15 protein-coding genes are annotated in these 19,039 nt (G+C 48.9%); 11 read left to right on the forward strand and 4 right to left on the reverse strand.

The features are described from left to right. From HMPREF1548_RS15950 to HMPREF1548_RS15960, 3 genes are all read left to right on the forward strand, one after another. The coding region (locus HMPREF1548_RS15950; RefSeq protein ID WP_021637349.1) for an FGGY-family carbohydrate kinase at positions 1-516 on the forward strand (516 nt) is incomplete at its 5' end. A gap of 144 nt (positions 517-660) precedes the next feature. Further along, on the forward strand, positions 661-2,199 hold the full coding sequence (locus HMPREF1548_RS15955) for a DUF5605 domain-containing protein (protein WP_021637350.1): 1,539 nt from the start codon (positions 661-663) through the stop codon (positions 2,197-2,199). 67 nt (positions 2,200-2,266) lie between these two features. Next, positions 2,267-3,112, forward strand: coding sequence for a helix-turn-helix domain-containing protein (locus tag HMPREF1548_RS15960; RefSeq protein WP_051358414.1), 846 nt, complete (start codon positions 2,267-2,269; stop codon positions 3,110-3,112). 211 nt (positions 3,113-3,323) lie between these two features. On the opposite strand, the gene HMPREF1548_RS15965 is transcribed toward HMPREF1548_RS15960, so the two are convergent. Beyond that, complete coding sequence (locus HMPREF1548_RS15965; protein WP_021637353.1) at positions 3,324-3,965, reverse strand: CPBP family intramembrane glutamic endopeptidase; 642 nt, start codon at positions 3,963-3,965, stop codon at positions 3,324-3,326. Between the two features lie 520 nt (positions 3,966-4,485). On the opposite strand from HMPREF1548_RS15965, the gene HMPREF1548_RS15970 reads away from it, so the two are divergent. After that, positions 4,486-5,658, forward strand: a complete 1,173-nt coding sequence (locus HMPREF1548_RS15970) for a Gfo/Idh/MocA family protein (RefSeq protein ID WP_021637355.1) — start codon at positions 4,486-4,488, stop codon at positions 5,656-5,658. Positions 5,659-5,724: 66 nt separating this feature from the next. Continuing rightward, on the forward strand, positions 5,725-6,804 hold the full coding sequence (locus HMPREF1548_RS15975) for a Gfo/Idh/MocA family protein (RefSeq protein ID WP_021637356.1): 1,080 nt from the start codon (positions 5,725-5,727) through the stop codon (positions 6,802-6,804). Positions 6,805-6,947: 143 nt separating this feature from the next. Here the strand turns inward: HMPREF1548_RS15975 and HMPREF1548_RS15980 are convergent, their stop codons facing one another. Together HMPREF1548_RS15980 and HMPREF1548_RS15985 are read right to left on the reverse strand one after the other, a co-directional pair. Continuing rightward, positions 6,948-7,544 carry an HAD family hydrolase gene (locus HMPREF1548_RS15980; RefSeq protein ID WP_021637357.1) on the reverse strand — a complete coding sequence of 199 codons (597 nt, stop codon included), beginning with the start codon at positions 7,542-7,544 and terminating at the stop codon, positions 6,948-6,950. Next, complete coding sequence (locus HMPREF1548_RS15985; protein WP_055725916.1) at positions 7,541-8,914, reverse strand: serine hydrolase domain-containing protein; 1,374 nt, start codon at positions 8,912-8,914, stop codon at positions 7,541-7,543. The genes HMPREF1548_RS15980 and HMPREF1548_RS15985 overlap by 4 nt, the downstream gene beginning before the upstream one ends. A 215-nt stretch (positions 8,915-9,129) precedes the next feature. On the opposite strand from HMPREF1548_RS15985, the gene HMPREF1548_RS15990 reads away from it, so the two are divergent. The 3 genes from HMPREF1548_RS15990 to HMPREF1548_RS16000 all read left to right on the forward strand — a co-directional run bounded on the left by HMPREF1548_RS15990 (position 9,130) and on the right by HMPREF1548_RS16000 (position 13,579). Next, entirely contained in the window at positions 9,130-10,296 is a 1,167-nt protein-coding gene (locus tag HMPREF1548_RS15990) for a S41 family peptidase (RefSeq protein WP_021637360.1), read from the forward strand. A gap of 511 nt (positions 10,297-10,807) precedes the next feature. Continuing rightward, the gene (locus HMPREF1548_RS15995) at positions 10,808-12,889 is read left to right on the forward strand and encodes a beta-glucosidase (RefSeq protein WP_021637363.1); all 2,082 of its coding nucleotides are present in this window, start codon (positions 10,808-10,810) and stop codon (positions 12,887-12,889) included. Between the two features lie 102 nt (positions 12,890-12,991). Then, on the forward strand, positions 12,992-13,579 hold the full coding sequence (locus HMPREF1548_RS16000) for an MFS transporter (protein WP_270494391.1): 588 nt from the start codon (positions 12,992-12,994) through the stop codon (positions 13,577-13,579). A gap of 82 nt (positions 13,580-13,661) precedes the next feature. Here the strand turns inward: HMPREF1548_RS16000 and HMPREF1548_RS16005 are convergent, their stop codons facing one another. Continuing rightward, positions 13,662-14,741 (reverse strand): helix-turn-helix domain-containing protein, encoded by a 1,080-nt coding sequence (locus HMPREF1548_RS16005; protein ID WP_021637365.1) that lies wholly within the window; start codon positions 14,739-14,741, stop codon positions 13,662-13,664. A gap of 249 nt (positions 14,742-14,990) precedes the next feature. Between HMPREF1548_RS16005 and HMPREF1548_RS16010 the strand changes: the two genes are divergently transcribed. The 3 genes from HMPREF1548_RS16010 to HMPREF1548_RS16020 all read left to right on the forward strand — a co-directional run bounded on the left by HMPREF1548_RS16010 (position 14,991) and on the right by HMPREF1548_RS16020 (position 18,374). Then, positions 14,991-15,236, forward strand: coding sequence for a hypothetical protein (locus HMPREF1548_RS16010; RefSeq protein WP_021637367.1), 246 nt, complete (start codon positions 14,991-14,993; stop codon positions 15,234-15,236). Between the two features lie 565 nt (positions 15,237-15,801). Further along, positions 15,802-16,299, forward strand: a complete 498-nt coding sequence (locus tag HMPREF1548_RS16015; protein WP_021637369.1) for a helix-turn-helix domain-containing protein — start codon at positions 15,802-15,804, stop codon at positions 16,297-16,299. 113 nt (positions 16,300-16,412) lie between these two features. Continuing rightward, the gene (locus tag HMPREF1548_RS16020; RefSeq protein ID WP_021637370.1) at positions 16,413-18,374 is read left to right on the forward strand and encodes a hypothetical protein; all 1,962 of its coding nucleotides are present in this window, start codon (positions 16,413-16,415) and stop codon (positions 18,372-18,374) included. Positions 18,375-19,039 lie beyond the last annotated feature (665 nt).

Consider the following 19,039-nt stretch of genomic DNA (forward strand, 5'->3'; position numbering starts at 1 on the left):
TCCGCAGGGGAGACGGAGTCTCTCGCCACAGCCGCCAATCCTGCGGATCGGACCTATCTGGTTCCTGCTTTTACCGGTCTGGGGGCGCCCTATTGGGACGAGTCGGCCGCCGCTTCCTTAAGCGGTATGACGAGAGTTACGGGCAAAGCGGAAATTGTCCGCGCCGCGCTTGACTGCATTGCCTATCAGATAACGGATCTGGTTCTGGCCATGGAGCAGGATACGGGAATTCCCATGAAGGAGCTGCGGGTGGACGGAGGGCCTGCCAGAAACCGTTATCTGATGCAGTTCCAGAGCGATATTTCCGGGAAAATACTGAAAATCCCTCAGGCGGAGGAGCTTTCCGGCATCGGGGCCGCCTATATGGCGGGCATTTCCGCGGGGCTGTATTCGGAGGAGGAATTATTTTCCGGTTGGGAGGGGAGCATTTTTACTCCTTCCATGGACGTAAATGTGCGCAGGGAGAAATTGGACGGCTGGAAAAAAGCGGTGGCCGGCGTATTGGATCATACATAAAAAAGCAGAAAGAGGAGCAGAATTCCTCTGCTCGTCAGAGGATAAATTTCTAAAGAAATTGCATTTTGCTCCGCAAAACCAGGAGGAAAATCCTCTGCTCGCGGAGAGCTCGCATTTTCCTTCGGAAAACAAGGAGGATTTAAAATGAGTAAGTTATTATTTCTGGAACAGGTAGAAAGATGGGGGATGCTGGAGGTAAGCTGCCAGGGGCCTGCGGAGGGAAATCCTTTTGTCGATCACCATATTCAGGGCGTCTTTACCGGAGAAAAGGAAACGGTAAAGACGGACGGTTTTTATGATGGAGACGGTGTTTATAAGGTTCGCTTTATGCCCTCCTTTGAGGGGAGCTACCGCTTTACCATAAGCGCGGATTTCCTGGAAAAAGAGGAGACAGGAAGCTTTGTGAGCCTTCCTGCGGGGGAAGGAAACCATGGCCCGGTGCGTGTGGCTGATACATACCATTTTGCATATGAGGACGGAACAAGGTACTATTCCATCGGAACCACCTGTTATGTATGGGATCTGCAGTCAGATGAAAGAATTGCACAGACGCTGGAAACACTAAAGGCAAGTGCATTCAACAAAATCCGCTTCTGTATTTTTCCCAAGCATTATGACTATAACCTGGGAGAGCCCAGATCCTATCCCTATGAGGGGACGCCCATGGATTCCAGCGTGCTGACCAAGGAGAATTTCTGGGGCTATACAGGAAAAACGGAAGGAAATGACTGGGATTTCTACCGGTTTAACCCGGTTCATTTCAGGCATATCGAAAAATGCATCCTTGCCCTGCAGGAGCTGGGGATAGAGGCGGATTTGATCGTGATGCATCCTTATGATCGCTGGGGCTTTTCCCAGATGACGAAGGAACAGGATGATTTTTACTGGAATTATGTGATTGCCAGATTTTCCGCATACCGCAATGTATGGTGGTCGCTGGCAAATGAATATGATTTAATGAAAAATAAGACTACGGAGGACTGGGAGCGTTACGGCGCGATTCTGTGTGAAAAGGATGCGTACCGCCATCTGCGTTCCATCCATAACTGCATGGGGATGTACGATCACAGCAGGCCCTGGATCACTCATTGCAGCATTCAGAGGCAGGATATTTACAAAACCTCTGAGCTGGTGGATGAGTGGCGTGAAAAATACCGTAAACCTATCGTTATGGATGAAATCGCCTATGAAGGCAATATCCAGCACGGCTGGGGTAATATCAGCGGCGAGGAAATGCTGCGCCGTTTCTGGGAAGCGGCCTGCAGGGGCGGTTATCCCGGCCATGGGGAAACCTATATGAACCCGGACGATATTCTCTGGTGGTCCCACGGCGGAACACTGCATGGGGAGAGCTGGAAGCGTTTTGAACTGCTTCATGATATTATGTGCGAAACGCCCGGAAACGGCCTGATGCCGCTTACAAGAGGTTTTGATGAAATCTGTGCCGTACCGCAGGAGGCAGAGGGGGAAGAGAAACCGGTAAAGGACTATTATCTGATGTATTACAGCTTCATGCGTCCCTCCTTCCGGGATTATCATTTCGACGATGAGACGAAGTTCCGTGTGAAGGTGATTGATACCTGGGAAATGACGGTGGAGGACAGAGGGGTATTTAGCGGGAAATTCCGGGTGGAGCTGCCGGGGAAGGCTTATATGGCGGTGCAGATTAAGAAAGAAGCATAAAACAGGAGCATAAAACAGCAGCGGTCCGGGCGGCCGGGACGCTGAAAGGTGGCAGAAGGAAGGCTTTATGCGCAACGACGATTACTACATGGAATTAAATGAATCCATCGTCCTGATGGACAAACGCACGGAAGGCCCGGGAGATGCCAGGTTCCATTTCCACGAGGATTATGAAATCTTCCTCTTCCTGGAGGGCGACGTGGATCTGTACATAGAGCAGTCTGTCCATCATATGCAAAGAGGCCATCTCGCGGTCTTTAACGACCGCGAGATCCACCGCGCCTGCCATTACGGAAAAATCCCCTTTCACAGGATTGCCATACATTTTCATCCCCGGCTGGTGCATGGAATGTGCACTCCGGCCACGAATCTTCTGGGCTGCTTCCAGAACCACCGGCCAGGAAAAGACAACGTCATCCTGCTTTCAGAGGAACAGACGGAGACGCTGCTTTGCATGAATGAAAAGCTCCGTCAGGCCAGCCAGTCGGAAAAATACGGCTCGGATGTGCTCATGACCGCCTGCCTGGCCGAGCTGCTGGTATACGTCAATTCCCTTTACCGGGATTTTAAGCAGGAACAGCCAGCGGCGGCGGATAAAACAATCGGTGCGGTCATGGATTATATCGATGCCAATCTTTCGCCGGAGCTGTCGCTGCAAAGCATTGCAGCCTGTTTTTCCATCGACAGATATTATCTGAGCCATCTGTTCCGGCAGCAGACGGGCAGCACCTTATATCAGTACATTCTGATTAAAAAGATTGCGGCGGCAAAGCAGTACCTTCTGGACGGAAAAACGGTGACGGAGACCTGTTATCTGTCAGGCTTTAATGACTACAATAATTTTATCCGGACCTTTAAGAAAATGACCGGGGTTTCTCCGGGACATTATTCCCGCGAGCAACGAGCCAAGTAGCCATGCTTGCATGGATATTTGATTATAAAAAGAGCTTTCTTGGAAAATAAACGGTAACGGTCCGGCTGTATGGACTGAACTGTTTCGAAAAGATTCTTTCACAGCGCCTGAAGGCCGCAGTATCGGCACGTTCAGGGCTGGGAAGGATCCGGTTTTCCAGGAAAGCTTTTTTCTTAAGCTGCCGCAGGGCGGCGGCCGGAGGACAATTGCATCATAAAAAGCTGAATGCCGTCAGCATGGAACTGATAAAATTCCCGGCGCCGTGCAGCAGGATACTGGGGAGGATGGAACCATTATAGATTTTTTCATTCAGCCAGCCCAGCAGCAGCGCCGCCATGCCGGTGAACAGGAACATCAGCGTATGATACCACAGACCCACCTGCAGCCCGGCCAGCAGATATAATGCGTTATGCATCAGGCCGAACAGCGCCGCCTGCAGGAGAATGCCCTTTACGGTCCCCAGCTTATGGCAAAACAGTTTGCATAGGAAACCGCGGTAGAGAATTTCCTCCGCCACGCCGTTGGCAATGAAATTTTCAATAAGAGCCGGCAATATGGCCGCAGCGCCGATCCCGGCAAAGGCATTTACGGAAACAGAACCGCTGTTTTCCAGGTAATCCATGGTTTCCTGCGGGATCCATCTGGTAAAATCAAAGGTGTAAAAGAAATAGTAAATAATGGCAAAAACCACAAGCGTCCACCATTTGCCGTTCAGCTTCGGCTTGATAAAGCCCAGCCAACGGAAAAAAGAGGTTTCCTTCCTGTGCCTGAAAAACCACCAAAGAAACGGTATGGCGGAAAAGACAAGCAGATTTACGGCCGCTGTTGAAATACTGTTTAGAATAAGCTGCATTTTTATCCCTCCTAAGTCCCTGTTCTGTGCTCCTTGCAGGAAGGGTGATGGTAATATTTCAGCCTTCGGCCAAACTGTTACTGCATCCGCTCATTAAAAGTCGCCTTCGGCGAGGGGCACTGCCACCACGTATTTTCACGGTTTGCGCAGTGAATGCGCAAACCTGCCTGAACTATTACAGGTGATGACCAATATCTAATATAATCTCTTTCATATCTCTTGTAAATAAGCGGTTCCCATTTTTCTTTTATGTGTATTAGACTTGTATTTAATAACACAATAAACGCATGTTTTAAGACAAAACACGCAAAGAATTCACTTGCGCCATATGCTACGATACGTTTAGGAAAACAGAAAATCAGTAATAAGAGGCCCATCGCACAGCGATTTAATTGGCCGAATGGGGTAACGGTTCAGCCTTGTACAGAGAACGCAGCGCCGTAGGGAAAATGCCGACAGCCCGTGCCGCAAAAACGGCCGGAATGAAACATCCGTGCAGAACGGAAGGAGGAAATATGCAATGATACAGGCAGCAGTGATAGGGACGGGAAACATTTCAGGAAGTCACATTGAGGGACTGCTCACATTTCCGGAAAGGTGCCGCATCGCGGCGCTGGTTGATATCTATCCGGAAAAGGCGGAGGCCGCCAGGAAAAAATATCATTTGGAAGGGGCACAGGTTTTTGACAGCCATGAGAAGCTGCTGGAATCCGGATTGAAAATAGATCTTGTACATATCTGTACGCCGCCCTCCAGCCATGCGGAAATCGCAGTACACTGCATGGATGCAGGCTGTAATGTACTGGTGGAAAAGCCTATGGCGCCCAGCTTAAAGGAATGCGACGCCATGCTGGAAGCGGAAAAAAGGAACGGAGTAACCATGGGAGTGGTGGCCCAGAACCGTTTCAGGAACAGCATTTACAAGCTGAAAAAGACGGCGGACAGCGGGCTGGCCGGTAAGATACGGTGCGCCCATGTAAATTCCCTGTGGTGGAGAGGGCATTGCTACTATGATCTGTGGTGGCGGGGAACCTGGGAAAAAGAGGGCGGCGGCCCGACACTGAACCATTCGGTGCACCATATCGATATGATCAACTGGATTCAGGGAGGCCTTCCCACAGAAGTGACTTCGGTGCTTGCCAATGTAATGCATGATAATTCAGAGGTGGAGGATCTTTCCTTTGCCGCCCTCCGTTACGCGGATGGCTCTGTGGCGGAAGTCACAAGCTCCGTGGTTCACCACGGCGAGGAGCAGGGGATTGTGCTGCAATGTGAGAAGGCGAAGCTGGCGGCACCCTGGTCCTGTGTGGCGGAAGTCACGCAGGCCAATGGTTTTCCGGTGCCGGGGCATAACCAGGAGCTGATGCAGAAGCTGAAGGATACCTATGCCGCCCTGCCGGATTTGCTCTATGAAGGGCATACCGGAGAAATCGAAAATGTCCTTACTGCCCTGGAAACACACACCCGCCCTTTCATTACCGGAGAAGACGGCAGGAAAACGGTGGAACTGATCACGGCAATCTATAAATCCGGATTCCAGAAACGCACGGTAACTCTGCCGATTGCACCGGAGGACGAATATTATACGATGGAAGGGCTCCTGAAAAATGCGGTCCATTTCTATGAAAAGTCCGCCAGTGTGGAAAATTTTGCACCGGAAGAGATTTCGGTGGGAAATTATGATCAGAAATAGGGAAAAGAGACTTAAAACCGTTATTTAAAAAATAAAATATGCTGCAGCGAGCAAAGGGGAGCAAAGATGGATAAAAGAGATGGTATGAACTATGCACCTAAGGGAAAGCCAAACCCGGTGGTGGAAAAAGGAGAATTTATGATTGCGGCCGTAGGGCTGGATCACGGGCATATTTACGGGATGACCAACGGTCTGTTGGAAGCGGGTGCTTCGCTGAAATGGGTATACGATCCGGATCCTGCCAAGGTGGAAGCCTTCCTTAAGGCTTACCCGCAGGAAGCTGCCAGGAGGGCGGAGAGCGAAGAACAGGTGCTTTCCGACCCGGAAGTGAAGCTGGTGGCATCCGCCTGTATCACGTCGGAGCGGGCTGCCCTTGGCGTGCGCGTGATGAAGGCCGGCAAGGATTATTTCGTGGATAAAGCGCCGCTGACTACGCTGGAACAGCTGGATATGGTAAAGAAAACTGTGGAAGAGACCGGTAAAAAATACATGGTAAGCTACAGCGAACGGCTTCAGGTGGAAAGCGCCGTTTATGCAGGCGAGCTGATCAGGCAGGGAGCCATCGGCAAGGTAATCCAGGTGCTGGGGATGGGCCCTCACCGCCTGAATGCCCCCTCCCGTCCCGCCTGGTTTTTTGAAAAGGAGAAATACGGCGGAATCCTGTGCGATATCGGCAGCCATCAGATTGAACAGTTTCTCTATTATACAGGAGCCACGGACGCAACCATCGTAAACAGTGAAATCGGCAATTACAACCATCCGGAATATCCGGAGCTGGATGATTTCGGAGACGCCACGCTGGTGGGAAACAACGGAGCCATGGGCTACTTCAGGGTGGACTGGTTTACGCCCGACGGGCTTTCCACCTGGGGAGATGGACGGACCTTCATTCTGGGAACGGAAGGCTACATTGAACTGCGTAAATATGTGGATTTGGCAAAGGAAGAAAAAGGGGATCATGTTTTCTGGGCGGATAAGGACGGAGAGCATTACATCAATGTGAGCGGCCAGGTAGGGTTTCCGTATTTCGGACAGCTGATTCTGGACTGTATCAACCGGACGGAGAATGCCATGACCCAGGCCCATGCCCTGAAAGCGGCGGAGCTGTGTGTGAAGGCCCAGATGCTGGCGCGGAAGGTGAAATAACTGTAACCATTCGGATGGCCGAAAGGTTGCAGGATGCTTCCCTTTGGCAGGATAAAGAATAATGAGGAAAAAGCAGCAATCATTTAAAGGAGATCCTTAGTTGATGATTGCTGCTTTTCATAATATTATGGTTCATGTTATTTTCACCGGCCTGTCAGCATATCCGCAAGTTCCCCGAATCCCGTAACTGCTTTCCCGCCATAAGGCACATTTCTGCTGTTAAATAATACGGTATCCATGCCAAGCGCCTGTGCCGCCTCCAGGTTATATCTTCTGTCATCAATATAAACACATTCCTCAGGCGGGCATCCAAGCTTTTCCAAAGTCAGCTGAAAAATCCGTGGATCAGGCTTTTTCATTTTCAAGTCGCCGCTTATGCTAATCACATCAAAATAGTTATTAAGATGGAATTTCTCCCTGAAATAACGGCTCCATTCGCTGGAATCGTTTGAAATCAGGGCAAGCTTATGACATTTCTTTATTTCCTCCGCAAAACCATAAAAAGTCTCGTTAATTTCCACGGTATCCAGATAATTTCTTTCAATTTGCGCCAAATTCCCCTGAAATCCCAGACGTCTGAAAACCTCCAGGGAAGAGATTTCCCCCACATCCGCCTTATCCCAGTCCGGATAAATACCCGCTGGAGTCAGTTGCGGAAAAGTGCGGTTCACATAGGAATAGAATCCATCTCCCGAATCCTTCAAAATAACGCCGTACATATCCAATATGATTGCTTTCATATGTTTCTCCCTTCTGAAAATAATCCGTCGGGCATGGCAAAGCCCCGAATTGTCTGATTTCGCATCGTAAAGCTTACATTAATTGAAAATTCAAGCAGCACTTCCTTCCCGGAAAAAATAAAGCTGTAGTCAACAATATAAGGTGTTTCAATCAGAAATACCTTAAGCTTCAGAACCTGATCAAATGTTGCGATGCAGACATATTCCTGTCGATGCTTTTGCAAATCCTTAATAAAATAAATCTGCCCCTGTTTCTCCCCGGAAAAAGAAAAATCAATGATATTTGTATGCTCCTTTTCACAGAGAATCAGGCTGTAAGCTCCGTTTTTACGGATAAATTCAATACTTTCCAAATCCAGGCCATTTTGGGACAGCTGATACTTCCGGAGGGGAATTTCAGCCGTACTGTTTTTTGCCTCCCCGGATATTTCCTGCCCGGCATCAAATTCACCGCAGATGAAAGGTTCCTCAAGCAAGTACTCATAAACAAGGGAAAGCAGCGCTTCCATTTTAGAATTCTCAGAGAAAACGGTTACCGATAAATTTTTAGACGGACATATCAGGCACAGTTGACCAAACGCTCCGTCAAGCCGGTAAAAACCACCCCTGCTTATATGGAACTGAAAGCCGTATCCCGCTCCGCAAAAGTGATTGTCCGGCCGATTGACATCATCCTGCTTAACGATCTGCTGTCTCGTCGCTGATTCAAGATAATCTTGTGAAATCAGTCTTTTGCCATGATAGACACCTTTGTTTAAGAGCAGCTGCGAAATTTTCACAAGGGAATGAGGATAGAGGCTTAAGCCCATGCCTCCGGCCGTCAGATGTTCGGGAGACTGCTCCCACTGCGCTTCATAAATTCCCATAGGATGAAATAAATATTTGTTCAGAAATTCTTCCAGCGACAGGGAAGAAACCTTCGTTATGATAGCTGACAGCATATGGGAGCTGTGCGTGCTGTAGCGGTAATAGGTCCCCGGTTCATGCGGGAATTCCTGCTTTAAAAACGCTTTTATCCAGTTGCTTTGTGCGTACAGTCCGGCATAGGTGTTATCATGGATGCCGCTGGACATGGTAAGTAAGTGACGGATTTTTATCCTGCATAAATTCTTATCGGGCAGTTGTGGCAAATCCTTAGGAAAATATTTAATTATGTAATCATCAATAGTAAGCAGGCCCAAATCCCCGGCGATTCCTATGGCGAGGGAAGCGAAGGTTTTTGTCATGGAAAAAAAGAGCCTCAGGGTATTCATTCTGTAAGGAGGCTTCACATATTCGGCCAATATGGAATCCCCGGAGGAACAAATGACATGGCTGATGCGGACATTATCATTCCTGTCACAGGCATGTATAAATTCGGAAAAAGACATATTCTTTACCACCTCTACAGCTATAATTCCGGCTTGTGCCGGTTCCCGTGCAATGGGAAAATTATATCATACTTTGGAAGTTATAAATACATTTCTTAAAATACAGTTTTATGATACATTGTTATATGTACTTCTGAACGGGAGGGACCTGAACGGAGACAAAATGTGAGAAAAAACAAACTGAAAGAAAACAAATTAAAGGAAATCAGAAAAAGATGAAAAAATATTCAAAAGAAGAACTGCAGCAGGATTTTAAGTTATTAAAAAAATGTATTTGCGAAGAACATCCGCTGGCATTTACGGACAGGAATAAAGTCCTGGCGGAATTTGAGCAGGCGGAAGCCGGGATCAGGGATGGGATGACGGAGGAGGAGTTTTACTATCTTGTAAATCCATGTGTGACAGCGGCAGGATGCGGCCATACGAACCTGGCTGTTTCAACAGCTTTGATAGAAGCAAGAAAGGAGACGGCTCTGTACTTCCCTGTGGAAGTAATCATTGACAGCGGAAAGCTCCTGGTGCGGCAGGACAGACCGGAATATGGATTGTATGAGGGAGACAGAATCCTGGGGATTAACGGCAGGAGTGCGGAGGGTATTTTATCAAGCCTGGAAAGGAATATCAGCCATGACGGAAGCAATCCTGCGCTGGCCTGGTATCTTGCGGGGAAGCATTTCGGCTATGAATATTATGAGTTTGCAGATAAATCCGGCGTATTTCGGACGGAGGTGCTCAGAGGGGATAATACAAGGGACATTATAACAATAGAAGGAAAATATATTCCCCGGCATAATACTGCCGCCTGGCAGCTTCATGCGCCTGAAAATATTGCGCCCTACGAATGCGGAAGGGAAGGAAAAGAGGCATTTCTGGTGATTCGGGTATTTTCGGAAGGAGAGCAGAGTTTTGAGCAGTTTCTTGCAGGATTTTTTGCAGAATTGAGAGAAGCGGGGGCTGACCGCCTGACCATTGATTTGCGTGGGAATTTCGGCGGGTATCCGGGTATGGCGAGGGAGCTTTTATCTTACCTGACAGAGCGGGAAATCCCTTACTTCACCAGGGATACAAAGCTTCCGGAGGTATGCGGCCTTTCAGAAATGGGCGGTAATATCTTACCGAAGGAGAACTGCTTCAAAGGGGATATAACGCTTCTTACAGATGGCGGCTGCTTTTCAACCAGCGGCCATTTTGCGGCGGTGTTTAAGGAAAATCATCTGGGAAGGATCCTGGGAAGCACGACTGGCGGAGGGGCCGCCTGCACGGATTTTTCGGCAGATGCAGTACTGGAGAATACCGGGCTCAGGCTCCATTATTCCCGCGCGCTTTTTGCTGTGCAGGCAGATGAAAGCATGCGTAACGGTGTGGAGCCGGACGGCGTCTGACAAGGGCGGAAAAAAAGAGTAGTCCGTATGCATTTCACACAATGGGAATCAGACTGGAAGCAGGAGGAAAGCGGTGGCAACATCAAAGTGTAGAACGGACAGGATGGTTACTGCTCCTGCTTCAGCTTCCCGGGCCGTATTCCGCATTCCGGCCATACTGTATTTCCGGTTTTTGACTGTTCTCGCACACATATTCTACAGTATACATAAAAGAATAGAGCAAAAATATGATTATTATGACAAATTTTGTTTTTGTTAAAAAATGAAAGAACTACGCTTATATATGAATTGACATTTCTACACAAATCATCTACAATAAATATGTTCACGAGCACACGCTTGCACGGCAAAGAGAAGGACTACGCAGGTGTATGGAATTGCGTAACGATTCAGCGGGACAGTGCAATGACTGCGCTTACCATAATCCGGTGCTTCAGGATGGATTTTGGCAGTAACTGTGAAAGGGCTGAATAGTTACGGACTTGCAATTGATTCAGAAAGGGGTTCATGTATGAGAGCGACGAAGGAATACCGCCTTTCCTGCACGGAAGAGGCAAAGAAAATTGTGGATCGGCTGACACTGGAGCAGAAGGTGTGGCTGATGAGCGGCAACATTGACATTACCAGGATGAGACAGGAAGACATGGCGCAGATGATGGAGGCCATGCAGGATGATTCCAAACATTATAATGTAACGCCCTATGCGGCGGGCGGACTGGAAGAGGAGAAGGTTCCTCCCATGCTTTTTGTGGACGGGCCCAGGGGTGTTGTATGCGGTAACTGGCAGAGCACCTGCTTCCCGGTGTCCATGGCCAGAGGCGCTACTTTTGATCCTGAGCTGGAGGAACGGGTGGGACACTGCATCGGCAGGGAGACCAGGGCGTTCGGAGGCAATCTGTTTGCCGGTGTCTGCATTAACATGCCCTATAATCCGGGCTGGGGACGCAGCCAGGAAACCTACGGCGAGGAAACCTATCAGATTGGACGGATGGGAGCGGCGCTGGTAAAAGGCGTGCAGGATGAGGACGTTATGGCATGTGTGAAGCACTATGCCTTCAACAATATGGAAAATGCCCGGTTCAAATGCAGCGTAACCTGCGACCAGCGCACCGAGCAGGAGGTTTATCTTCCGCATTTCAAGGACTGCGTGGATGCCGGGGCGGCCAGCATCATGAGTTCCTACAACCGTTACAACGGCGTACAGTGCGGCCATCATAAATATCTGCTCCGTCAGGTTCTGAAGAAAGAATGGGATTTTGACGGCTTCGTAATGTCCGACTTCTGCTGGGGCGTCAGGGATACCGTGGAGGCTGCCCAGGGCGGACAGGATATGGAAATGATGTGGACCCAGTTTTTCGGTGACCGCCTGGTAAAAGCGGTGCAGGATGGTTTTGTGTCCGAGGAGGATATTAACGAAGCGGCGCTGCGTATCGTGCGCACAATCATCGCTTTTGATAAAGAACATAAGGAATACGATATGTCCGTAGTGGGCTGTCCGGAGCATATCGCAGTGGCAAAGGAAGCAGCGGAAAAAGGAATCACCCTGATTAAAAACAATAACGTGCTTCCTCTGAAAAAAAGTGAAACAAAGAAAATCGCCCTGATTGGAAAGCTGGCAAATACCGCGGTTATCGGCGATCACGGTTCCAGCTGGGTGCGTCCTCCCTATGTGGTAACGCCGGAGGAAGGGCTGAAAAAAGCTAATGAAGACTGTGAAGTAATCTACAATGACGGTTCGGATCTGGAGAGTGCAAAGGCGCTTGCGAAGGAAGCGGATGCGGTTGTTTTTGTAGTGGGCTATAACTATGACGATGAAGGCGAGTTCATTTCTGAAAATGAAAGCAGCAATTACATAGGCTCCATGGGCGGCGACCGCAAGAAGGGTCTGGGCCTGCATGAGGATGAGGCGGAGCTTCTTAAGCAGGTTGGGCCTGTGAATGAGAAATCTACAGTGGTTTTAATCGGCGGCAACATGATCATGATGACAGAATGGTACGATTGTGTGAATGCCGTAATGATGGCTTATTATCCCGGCATGGAGGGCGGCACCGCCATTGCGGAAATTATTTACGGCGATGTGAATCCTTCCGGCAAGCTGCCTTATGTGGTTCCCGTATCGGAGGAGGATCTTCCCCATGTGGACTGGGAAGCGACCGATCAGTATTATGAATATTACCATGGCTATACCCGGCTGGAAAAGAACGGCGTGAAGCCCCTGGTTCCCTATGGCTTTGGCTTAAGCTACACAACCTTTGAAATTACGGCGCCCGAAGCAAAGGTGGAGGGCGACAATCTGGTGGTGACGGCCAACGTGAAAAATACCGGAAAAATGGACGGTGACGAGGTAGTACAGCTCTATGTGGGCTTTGAAAATTCTGCAGTTGACCGCCCTGTAAAACAGCTGCGCGGTTTTCAGCGCATCAGCCTGAAGGCGGGAGAGGAAAAGAAGGTAACGGTTTCCACCCCTCTTGAAAAACTGAAATGGTACAATCCGGTTTACCGCGAATGGCAGCTTGAACATGTGGAACACTCTGTCTATGTAGGCTCAAGCAGCGCTTCAGAGGATTTGGTTAAGACATCCATCGTTTTATAAATACTAAAAGTCCGGAACAAAAAAGAAAAGCTGAAGGCGTGCTGGCAGACAGCCGCCTTCTTTTTTGGCACTCCTGAATCACTTTCTTCCGGAATTACAGGCGTGGGCATTTATTACATGACCTATATCCTGGGAAATCCCGCGCTGCTGGGAACCTTCTCCATGGCAAGCATGTTCCCCATGATCATCGGCCTTGCCTTCACGCCGGCCCTGGTCAAAAAAATGAAGGGGATGTACAAGGTAAATCTGTACGGCTACTGCTTTGCATTTCTGTTCCGAATCCTGTTTATCGCAGCCGGTTATATGGGAAACGTTCCGCTGATGCTGGGCGCTTCCGTACTTGCAGGCCTGGGAACCAGCCCCGTAACGGGAGACCTGAACGCGCTGATTGCAGCGGCTTCCGACTACACCTACCGCACCAGGGGAAAACGTGTGGACGGCACCATGTTTTCCTGCTCTTCCCTGGGAATCAAGATCGGCAGCGGCATCGGGACAGCCCTGGCAGGATGGCTTCTTGCGGCCGGCGGCTACGTGGCAAATGCGGCGGTACAGCCCCAGTCCTGCATCAATATGCTTAATTTCCTGTACCTGTGGTTCCCTTTGATTATGGTGGTAATCATGATAATCCTGCTGTCTCAGCTGAAGGTGGAAAAAGCCAATGCCGACTGGGATGCAGCGCATAAAGCCTGACATTTTTAATCTTGTTATATCATCCTGCTGTAATGATACATAAAAAGCCAGAGGGCATCCCGGTCCCTGGCTTTTTTATGTTTCAGGCCTCATGCCTCCGCCGGTAATCCAGCGGCGTTTCCCCGAAGGCCTTCTGAAAAACACGGTAAAAATGGCTGCGGTTGGAAAAGCCCAGTTCTGCAATGATTTCCGAAATGCTCATATCCGTGTCCAAAAGCAATCTTTTCGCCTCCTGCAGATAAATTCCCTGCCCGAATTCCAGAATGGTTTTTCCGGTATATTTTTTTACAATACGGTTTAAATACTCACCGTTATAATGAAGCTGCTTCTCCAGATATTCCCGGGTGCTCCTGCCATGGCTTGCCTCCATGATATGGGTGACCTTTGAAAAAATATATTCCTGGCTGCTGGAATCGGACTGCACCCGGGCCATGCAGTACAGGGAGGGCGTATGCAGAAGCTGGAGAAAACGGGCAAAGGTTCCTTTCAGGAAAAAGAAGGAGCCAGGGTCCGTTTTCTGTAATTCCGTCACCAGAAAATTAAACAGCGGGTTGAGCCTGTCAAGGACGTTTTCTACAGGGATGACCGGAAGATAATCCAGATACACCTTGTCAAACTGCCTGTTTTTATTCCTGCTGTCCAGATAAAGCTGATAGATGGGATTGACCTCTGATAAAGAATCTGCCGTAAGCGCTTCTTCTCCATATTCCGTCATCAGCTGTTCCAGAAAGACATCCTGGAACATGAAAAATACCACCTGGAAATCTCCGGCAAAATCCTCACAGTGTTTTATATTTTTATTCATGACACAGCACTGCCCCGGACCATAGGTAAATGTCTGGTTCTCCACATGGTTGGTCACGCTTCCGGAAAGGACATACATGATTTCAAAACAGGAATGCTGATGCAGCGGCCTTTTCAGAAGGCTTCTGTTTCCGGTAAAGGGAAAATGCGTTGAATAGCAGCATTCGTGCGTGATCTGGTACATGGAAATAAAGTCCTTCTGCTCATGGCAGGTTTCCAACATGATCATAAACGGCGTGTTCAGCTCATAAAGCTGCAGGATATTGCTGTCCGGATTCCGGATTACAAGATTGGAGGGGACGTCTTTGAGCAGCGCCTCCAGATTTTTTCCTTTTAATTGTGTCAAATCAGATTCCATAATTCACCCCGAAGTTGGTTTTGGTTACAGTTTGGCGCGGGAGGTTCGGTTCCGGACATTGCCGCCGCGCCATAAAATTTTTATACTAATAACTGCACGAGAGAAAAACGGTATCTGCGGAACGGATAGCCATGTTTTTCTGCTATATTCAGTATACACGAACACACAAAAAGAAGAAACAGGGAAAATACCGGAAAGGAAAGGCTGTGTAAAACGGCAGTAAAAGCTACGGAGGAAAACTTTGCCCAGGTGGATATCGCGGCCGCGGGTTACAATTATGCGCCCTTTCCCTGGAAAGCGGCATACTGTGGTGATATGAACCTGCTTGGGGACAGGCGCCCGCTTTCCTATTGGCGGGAGATTATCTGGGGCCTCAGAAGAGCGGATTCGGAATTAGAAGAAAATTATTTTGACACAACGGCCCTGCCCTTTGAAGGCAGACTCAGAGCTGCGGTCAGAGATATGGGTGAAAAAGGCTTTCGGACAGAAATCTGAATGGGAATTCTGTCCGGAGGCTTTTTTGATCAATATCCGCAGGCAATTATGCGGCCCCCTGTTTTTTACCTGTTTTCAGGTATTCGCAACCAGCGGCTGCGCAGATGTACAGTCCGTTTTATGGCATGCAACCGCAGCCCCTGCTATAGTGAATCCAGCGGATAACAGAAAGGAGATGTTTATTAAAGTATCTGAACCTGTACACCCTGGGCTGCACCTTCCCTCAGCTGCTTGTGGAGTAAAAAAATGGCTGTCTTATTTTCTCTTCCTTTTTTTATCGGGACGCCCGTCACTCTGTGTTATACTCTACCTATGAGCGCGGTAGCCGGATATCGGATATGCAGCCACAGCCCTTCAGACAGGCGGCTTGTAGCAGATGTGGTCTTTGCCGTGGAATATGGTCTTTATCGGATAACGTGAAGCTTCTGAGAAAAGAATACCCTTAGCCGGCCGAACCTTATCCGTTTTCTGAGGGAACGCACCGGAAAATGTCTGAAAAACACTTTAAAACAACTGATTCATGAGGTAGAGCAGGCTGGACTGCGATACCCGGGAGGCATAAAAAATGACGAATATGGATTTATCTGAAAAGATAGTAAAACTGAGAAAAAATAACAACCTGACCCAGGAACAGCTGGCGGAGCAGCTGAATGTTTCACGGCAGTCCGTTTCCAAATGGGAATCGGGGCAGGCTGCGCCGGATATTGATAAAATTGTGGCTATGGGTGAGATTTTTCATGTGACAACCGATTACCTGCTCAAGCCGTCCGAGCTGGATGAGCTTGCCATGAAGACGGAAATGCTTGAAAAAAGGCAGCGGGAAATTCTGGAAAATGAAGAAAAGAGGAAGGAAAAGCAATACTGCATTTGCGTCTGTGCCAGTATCTACATTATCGCTTTTGCGGTATTTATGCTTATCAGGCAGGTGTCCTGGATCAATGATGTCCTGTGGAATATTTTCCCCGGCGCTACGCTGCCGATTATTATACTGCTCATTGCTACCGCGGCGGCAATTCTTGTCTGTGTCAGGCGGAAGCAAAGGGGCGGGCGGCTGGAATCATAATAGGAAGCCAATGCGGAAGAAGGTTCGGGAGGGACTACGGCAGCTGCGGCAGTCCATGTAAAAGAAACGGGCCGTAGCTGCTCACAACGGGAAAAGGAGAGGACAGGGCAGGAATGAAAAATGTAATTTACCAAAGGCCGGCGGGTACGGCCGGAGAATTTGAACTGGAGTGGAATGACGGAGAGCAGCTTGTTTCCCTGGCGCACCCTCAGGATGCGGCGCACATGAACTGGGTGAAGGGGAAGGCTCTCTGGGGAACTGTAAAATCAGAGCTGGATTTGAGCGCAGAGGTGAAAGCGGAGTTTACGGAAAGAGGGACGCTGCTGGAAACCTATGTGTTTAAAAATGAGACGGATTTTGATATTTATACGTTGGGAACAGATTTGGGGATCTATGTGACATTTCCTGATTTTTATACGGATGCGCAGATTTGTATGAACAGCTGCTGCAATACACATATCTGGTGCGGGGGAAGCAGCAGTTATATCTGTGCCCTCAGGATGGGCGGCGGGAACAGGAACCTGGGGCTTGTGCTGACCCAGGGAAGTCTGCAGGGCTACAGTGTGGAACGTGATCTGGAACAAAGAAGCAACGACAGGGGAGATTTTATCCTGCATCCTGAGAACCTGCATCTTCGGCCCGGCGAGTCCTATGTGATTTCCTGGGAGCTTTTCTGGTTTCAGGGGAAGAAGGAATTTGAGGAAATCGCCGGAAGCTGTCCCGGCTTTGTAACCATACATGCGGATCATTTCCTGGTGCTGGGAGAGGAACCCATTTGCTTTCGTGCTTCATTCGGCAGAGGATGGCTGACGGACAGCCCTGGGTGCGGAAAGCAGGCGGAAGCGTTTTCACCAGAAAAACCGCATATTTTCCGTAACGGCAGGGAAATTCCCTTTGTCTGGGAAAATGGGGAGGCGTTGGTTGAGGACAGGCCCGGAACGCCGGGGGAATACCGTTATGAAATAGTCAGCGGGGGAAAACGTTCCCGCGCCGTATTCCTGGCCTGCTCCGATCTTCGTACCCTTGCGGAAAAACGCTGCCGTTTTATTGCTGAGAAGCAGCAGTGTCATGATGAAAAAAGCCACCTGGACGGCGCTTATCTTATTTATGATACGGAAGAAAAGCAGCAGTATTACAGTCACCGTTATGACCATGACGGCGGACGGGAAAGGGTGGGGATGGGAGCGCTCCTTGCGCTGTATCTGAGGCACTGCCCTGATCCGGAGCTGGAAAAAAGCCTGGATTTCTATATGGAATATGTGACAAGGGAGCTGTTTGACACAGATACCGGCGAGGTTTTCAATGACGTGTGCAGAAATCAGGACTGGAAGCGCCTCTATAACTATCCCTGGATCAGCCTCCTCTGCCTGGAAATGTTCCAATTAAAAAAGGACGCCCGTTTCCTGGAGTGGGCGTACCGCTGCCTGAAAGCATACTATAATGACGGCGGGCACCATTTTTATGCTATCGGCATCCCCATGTATGAGTCTGTCAGCCTGCTTCGTGGGCAGGGCATGGAAAAGGAGGCGCAGGAGCTTCTGGAATGCTTCCGGAAACATGCGGACTATATCATGGAATGCGGGAAAAATTATCCGCCTCATGAGGTAAACTATGAGCAGAGCATCGTTGCGCCCGCAGCGGCTTATCTGTGTGACTTATACCGCCTGACCGGTGAGGAGAAATACGCACAGGCGGCCCGGATACAGCTGGCGGTGCTGGATCTGTTCCAGGGCTTCCAGCCGGATTATCATATGAATGAGGTGGCCATCCGGCACTGGGACGGTTACTGGTTCGGAAAAAGAGAATGCTACGGCGATACCTTCCCCCATTACTGGAGCGCGCTTTCCGGCGTGGCCTACCGGGATACCGAAACGATTGCCGGCTGCCCGTATTATGCCCGAAAAGCGGAAAAGACGTTTAGGGGCGTTTTGAGCATGTTTATGGAAGACGGCAGCGCATCCTGTGCCTGTGTGTATCCCATGAGGATAAATGGCCGTCTGGCGGGCTTCTACGACCCCTGGGCAAATGATCAGGACTGGGGACTTTATTATATGCTGAAATATGCCGGTTTTTAGATTGCGGTATTATCTGCCGGGTTTTTCTGCATCGTATCGGGTTTATCAGCAATTTGCCAGGCCTATCAGTATTTTGTCAGGCTTTTCAGCTTCGGCGCTCGCTGCCGACGGTGAATTTATCTAAAAACGGAATACAGTGAAAACGTGGCATATCATAATCCTGGGGATAGATGAAATGCTCCGTTACAATTCAGGCTGGTCTGCGCTTTGGCTGTGCAGACCAGCGCTTCGCGCTGACCGTAAGAAAGTGATTCAGGAGTGCCAAAAGTAATCTTAAATTTTTATAAAATTCGGAATGGATATTGCCGTATCCGCAGCCATATGCTAAACTGGCAACAATAAACGAAGCAGCGTTTCCGGCTGCACAAATTTTCAGCCCATGCGGCATCTTAAATTTCATAAGTAACTGACTGATGTTTAACAGTTACTTCCGCATTTTCCAAACTCAATCCCGCCGGATATTGACACCGGCACTAATCTTTAATACAACCCATCTTTTTAACGAAAAAATATTAACTGTTCCTTGATAATTGAATAGACTTTATAATCTTAATATGATATCATTATTCCGAGACAGGAGGGAAGACTTATGGATGAAGAATTAAGATCAATGTTAACTGTAATTATTAAAGAGATTCGATATGTAAAGGATGATGTTCAGGAGC

Source organism: Clostridium sp. KLE 1755 (genome assembly GCF_000466465.2).
In the GTDB taxonomy this organism is placed as follows: Bacteria; Bacillota; Clostridia; order Lachnospirales; family Lachnospiraceae; genus Eisenbergiella; species Eisenbergiella porci.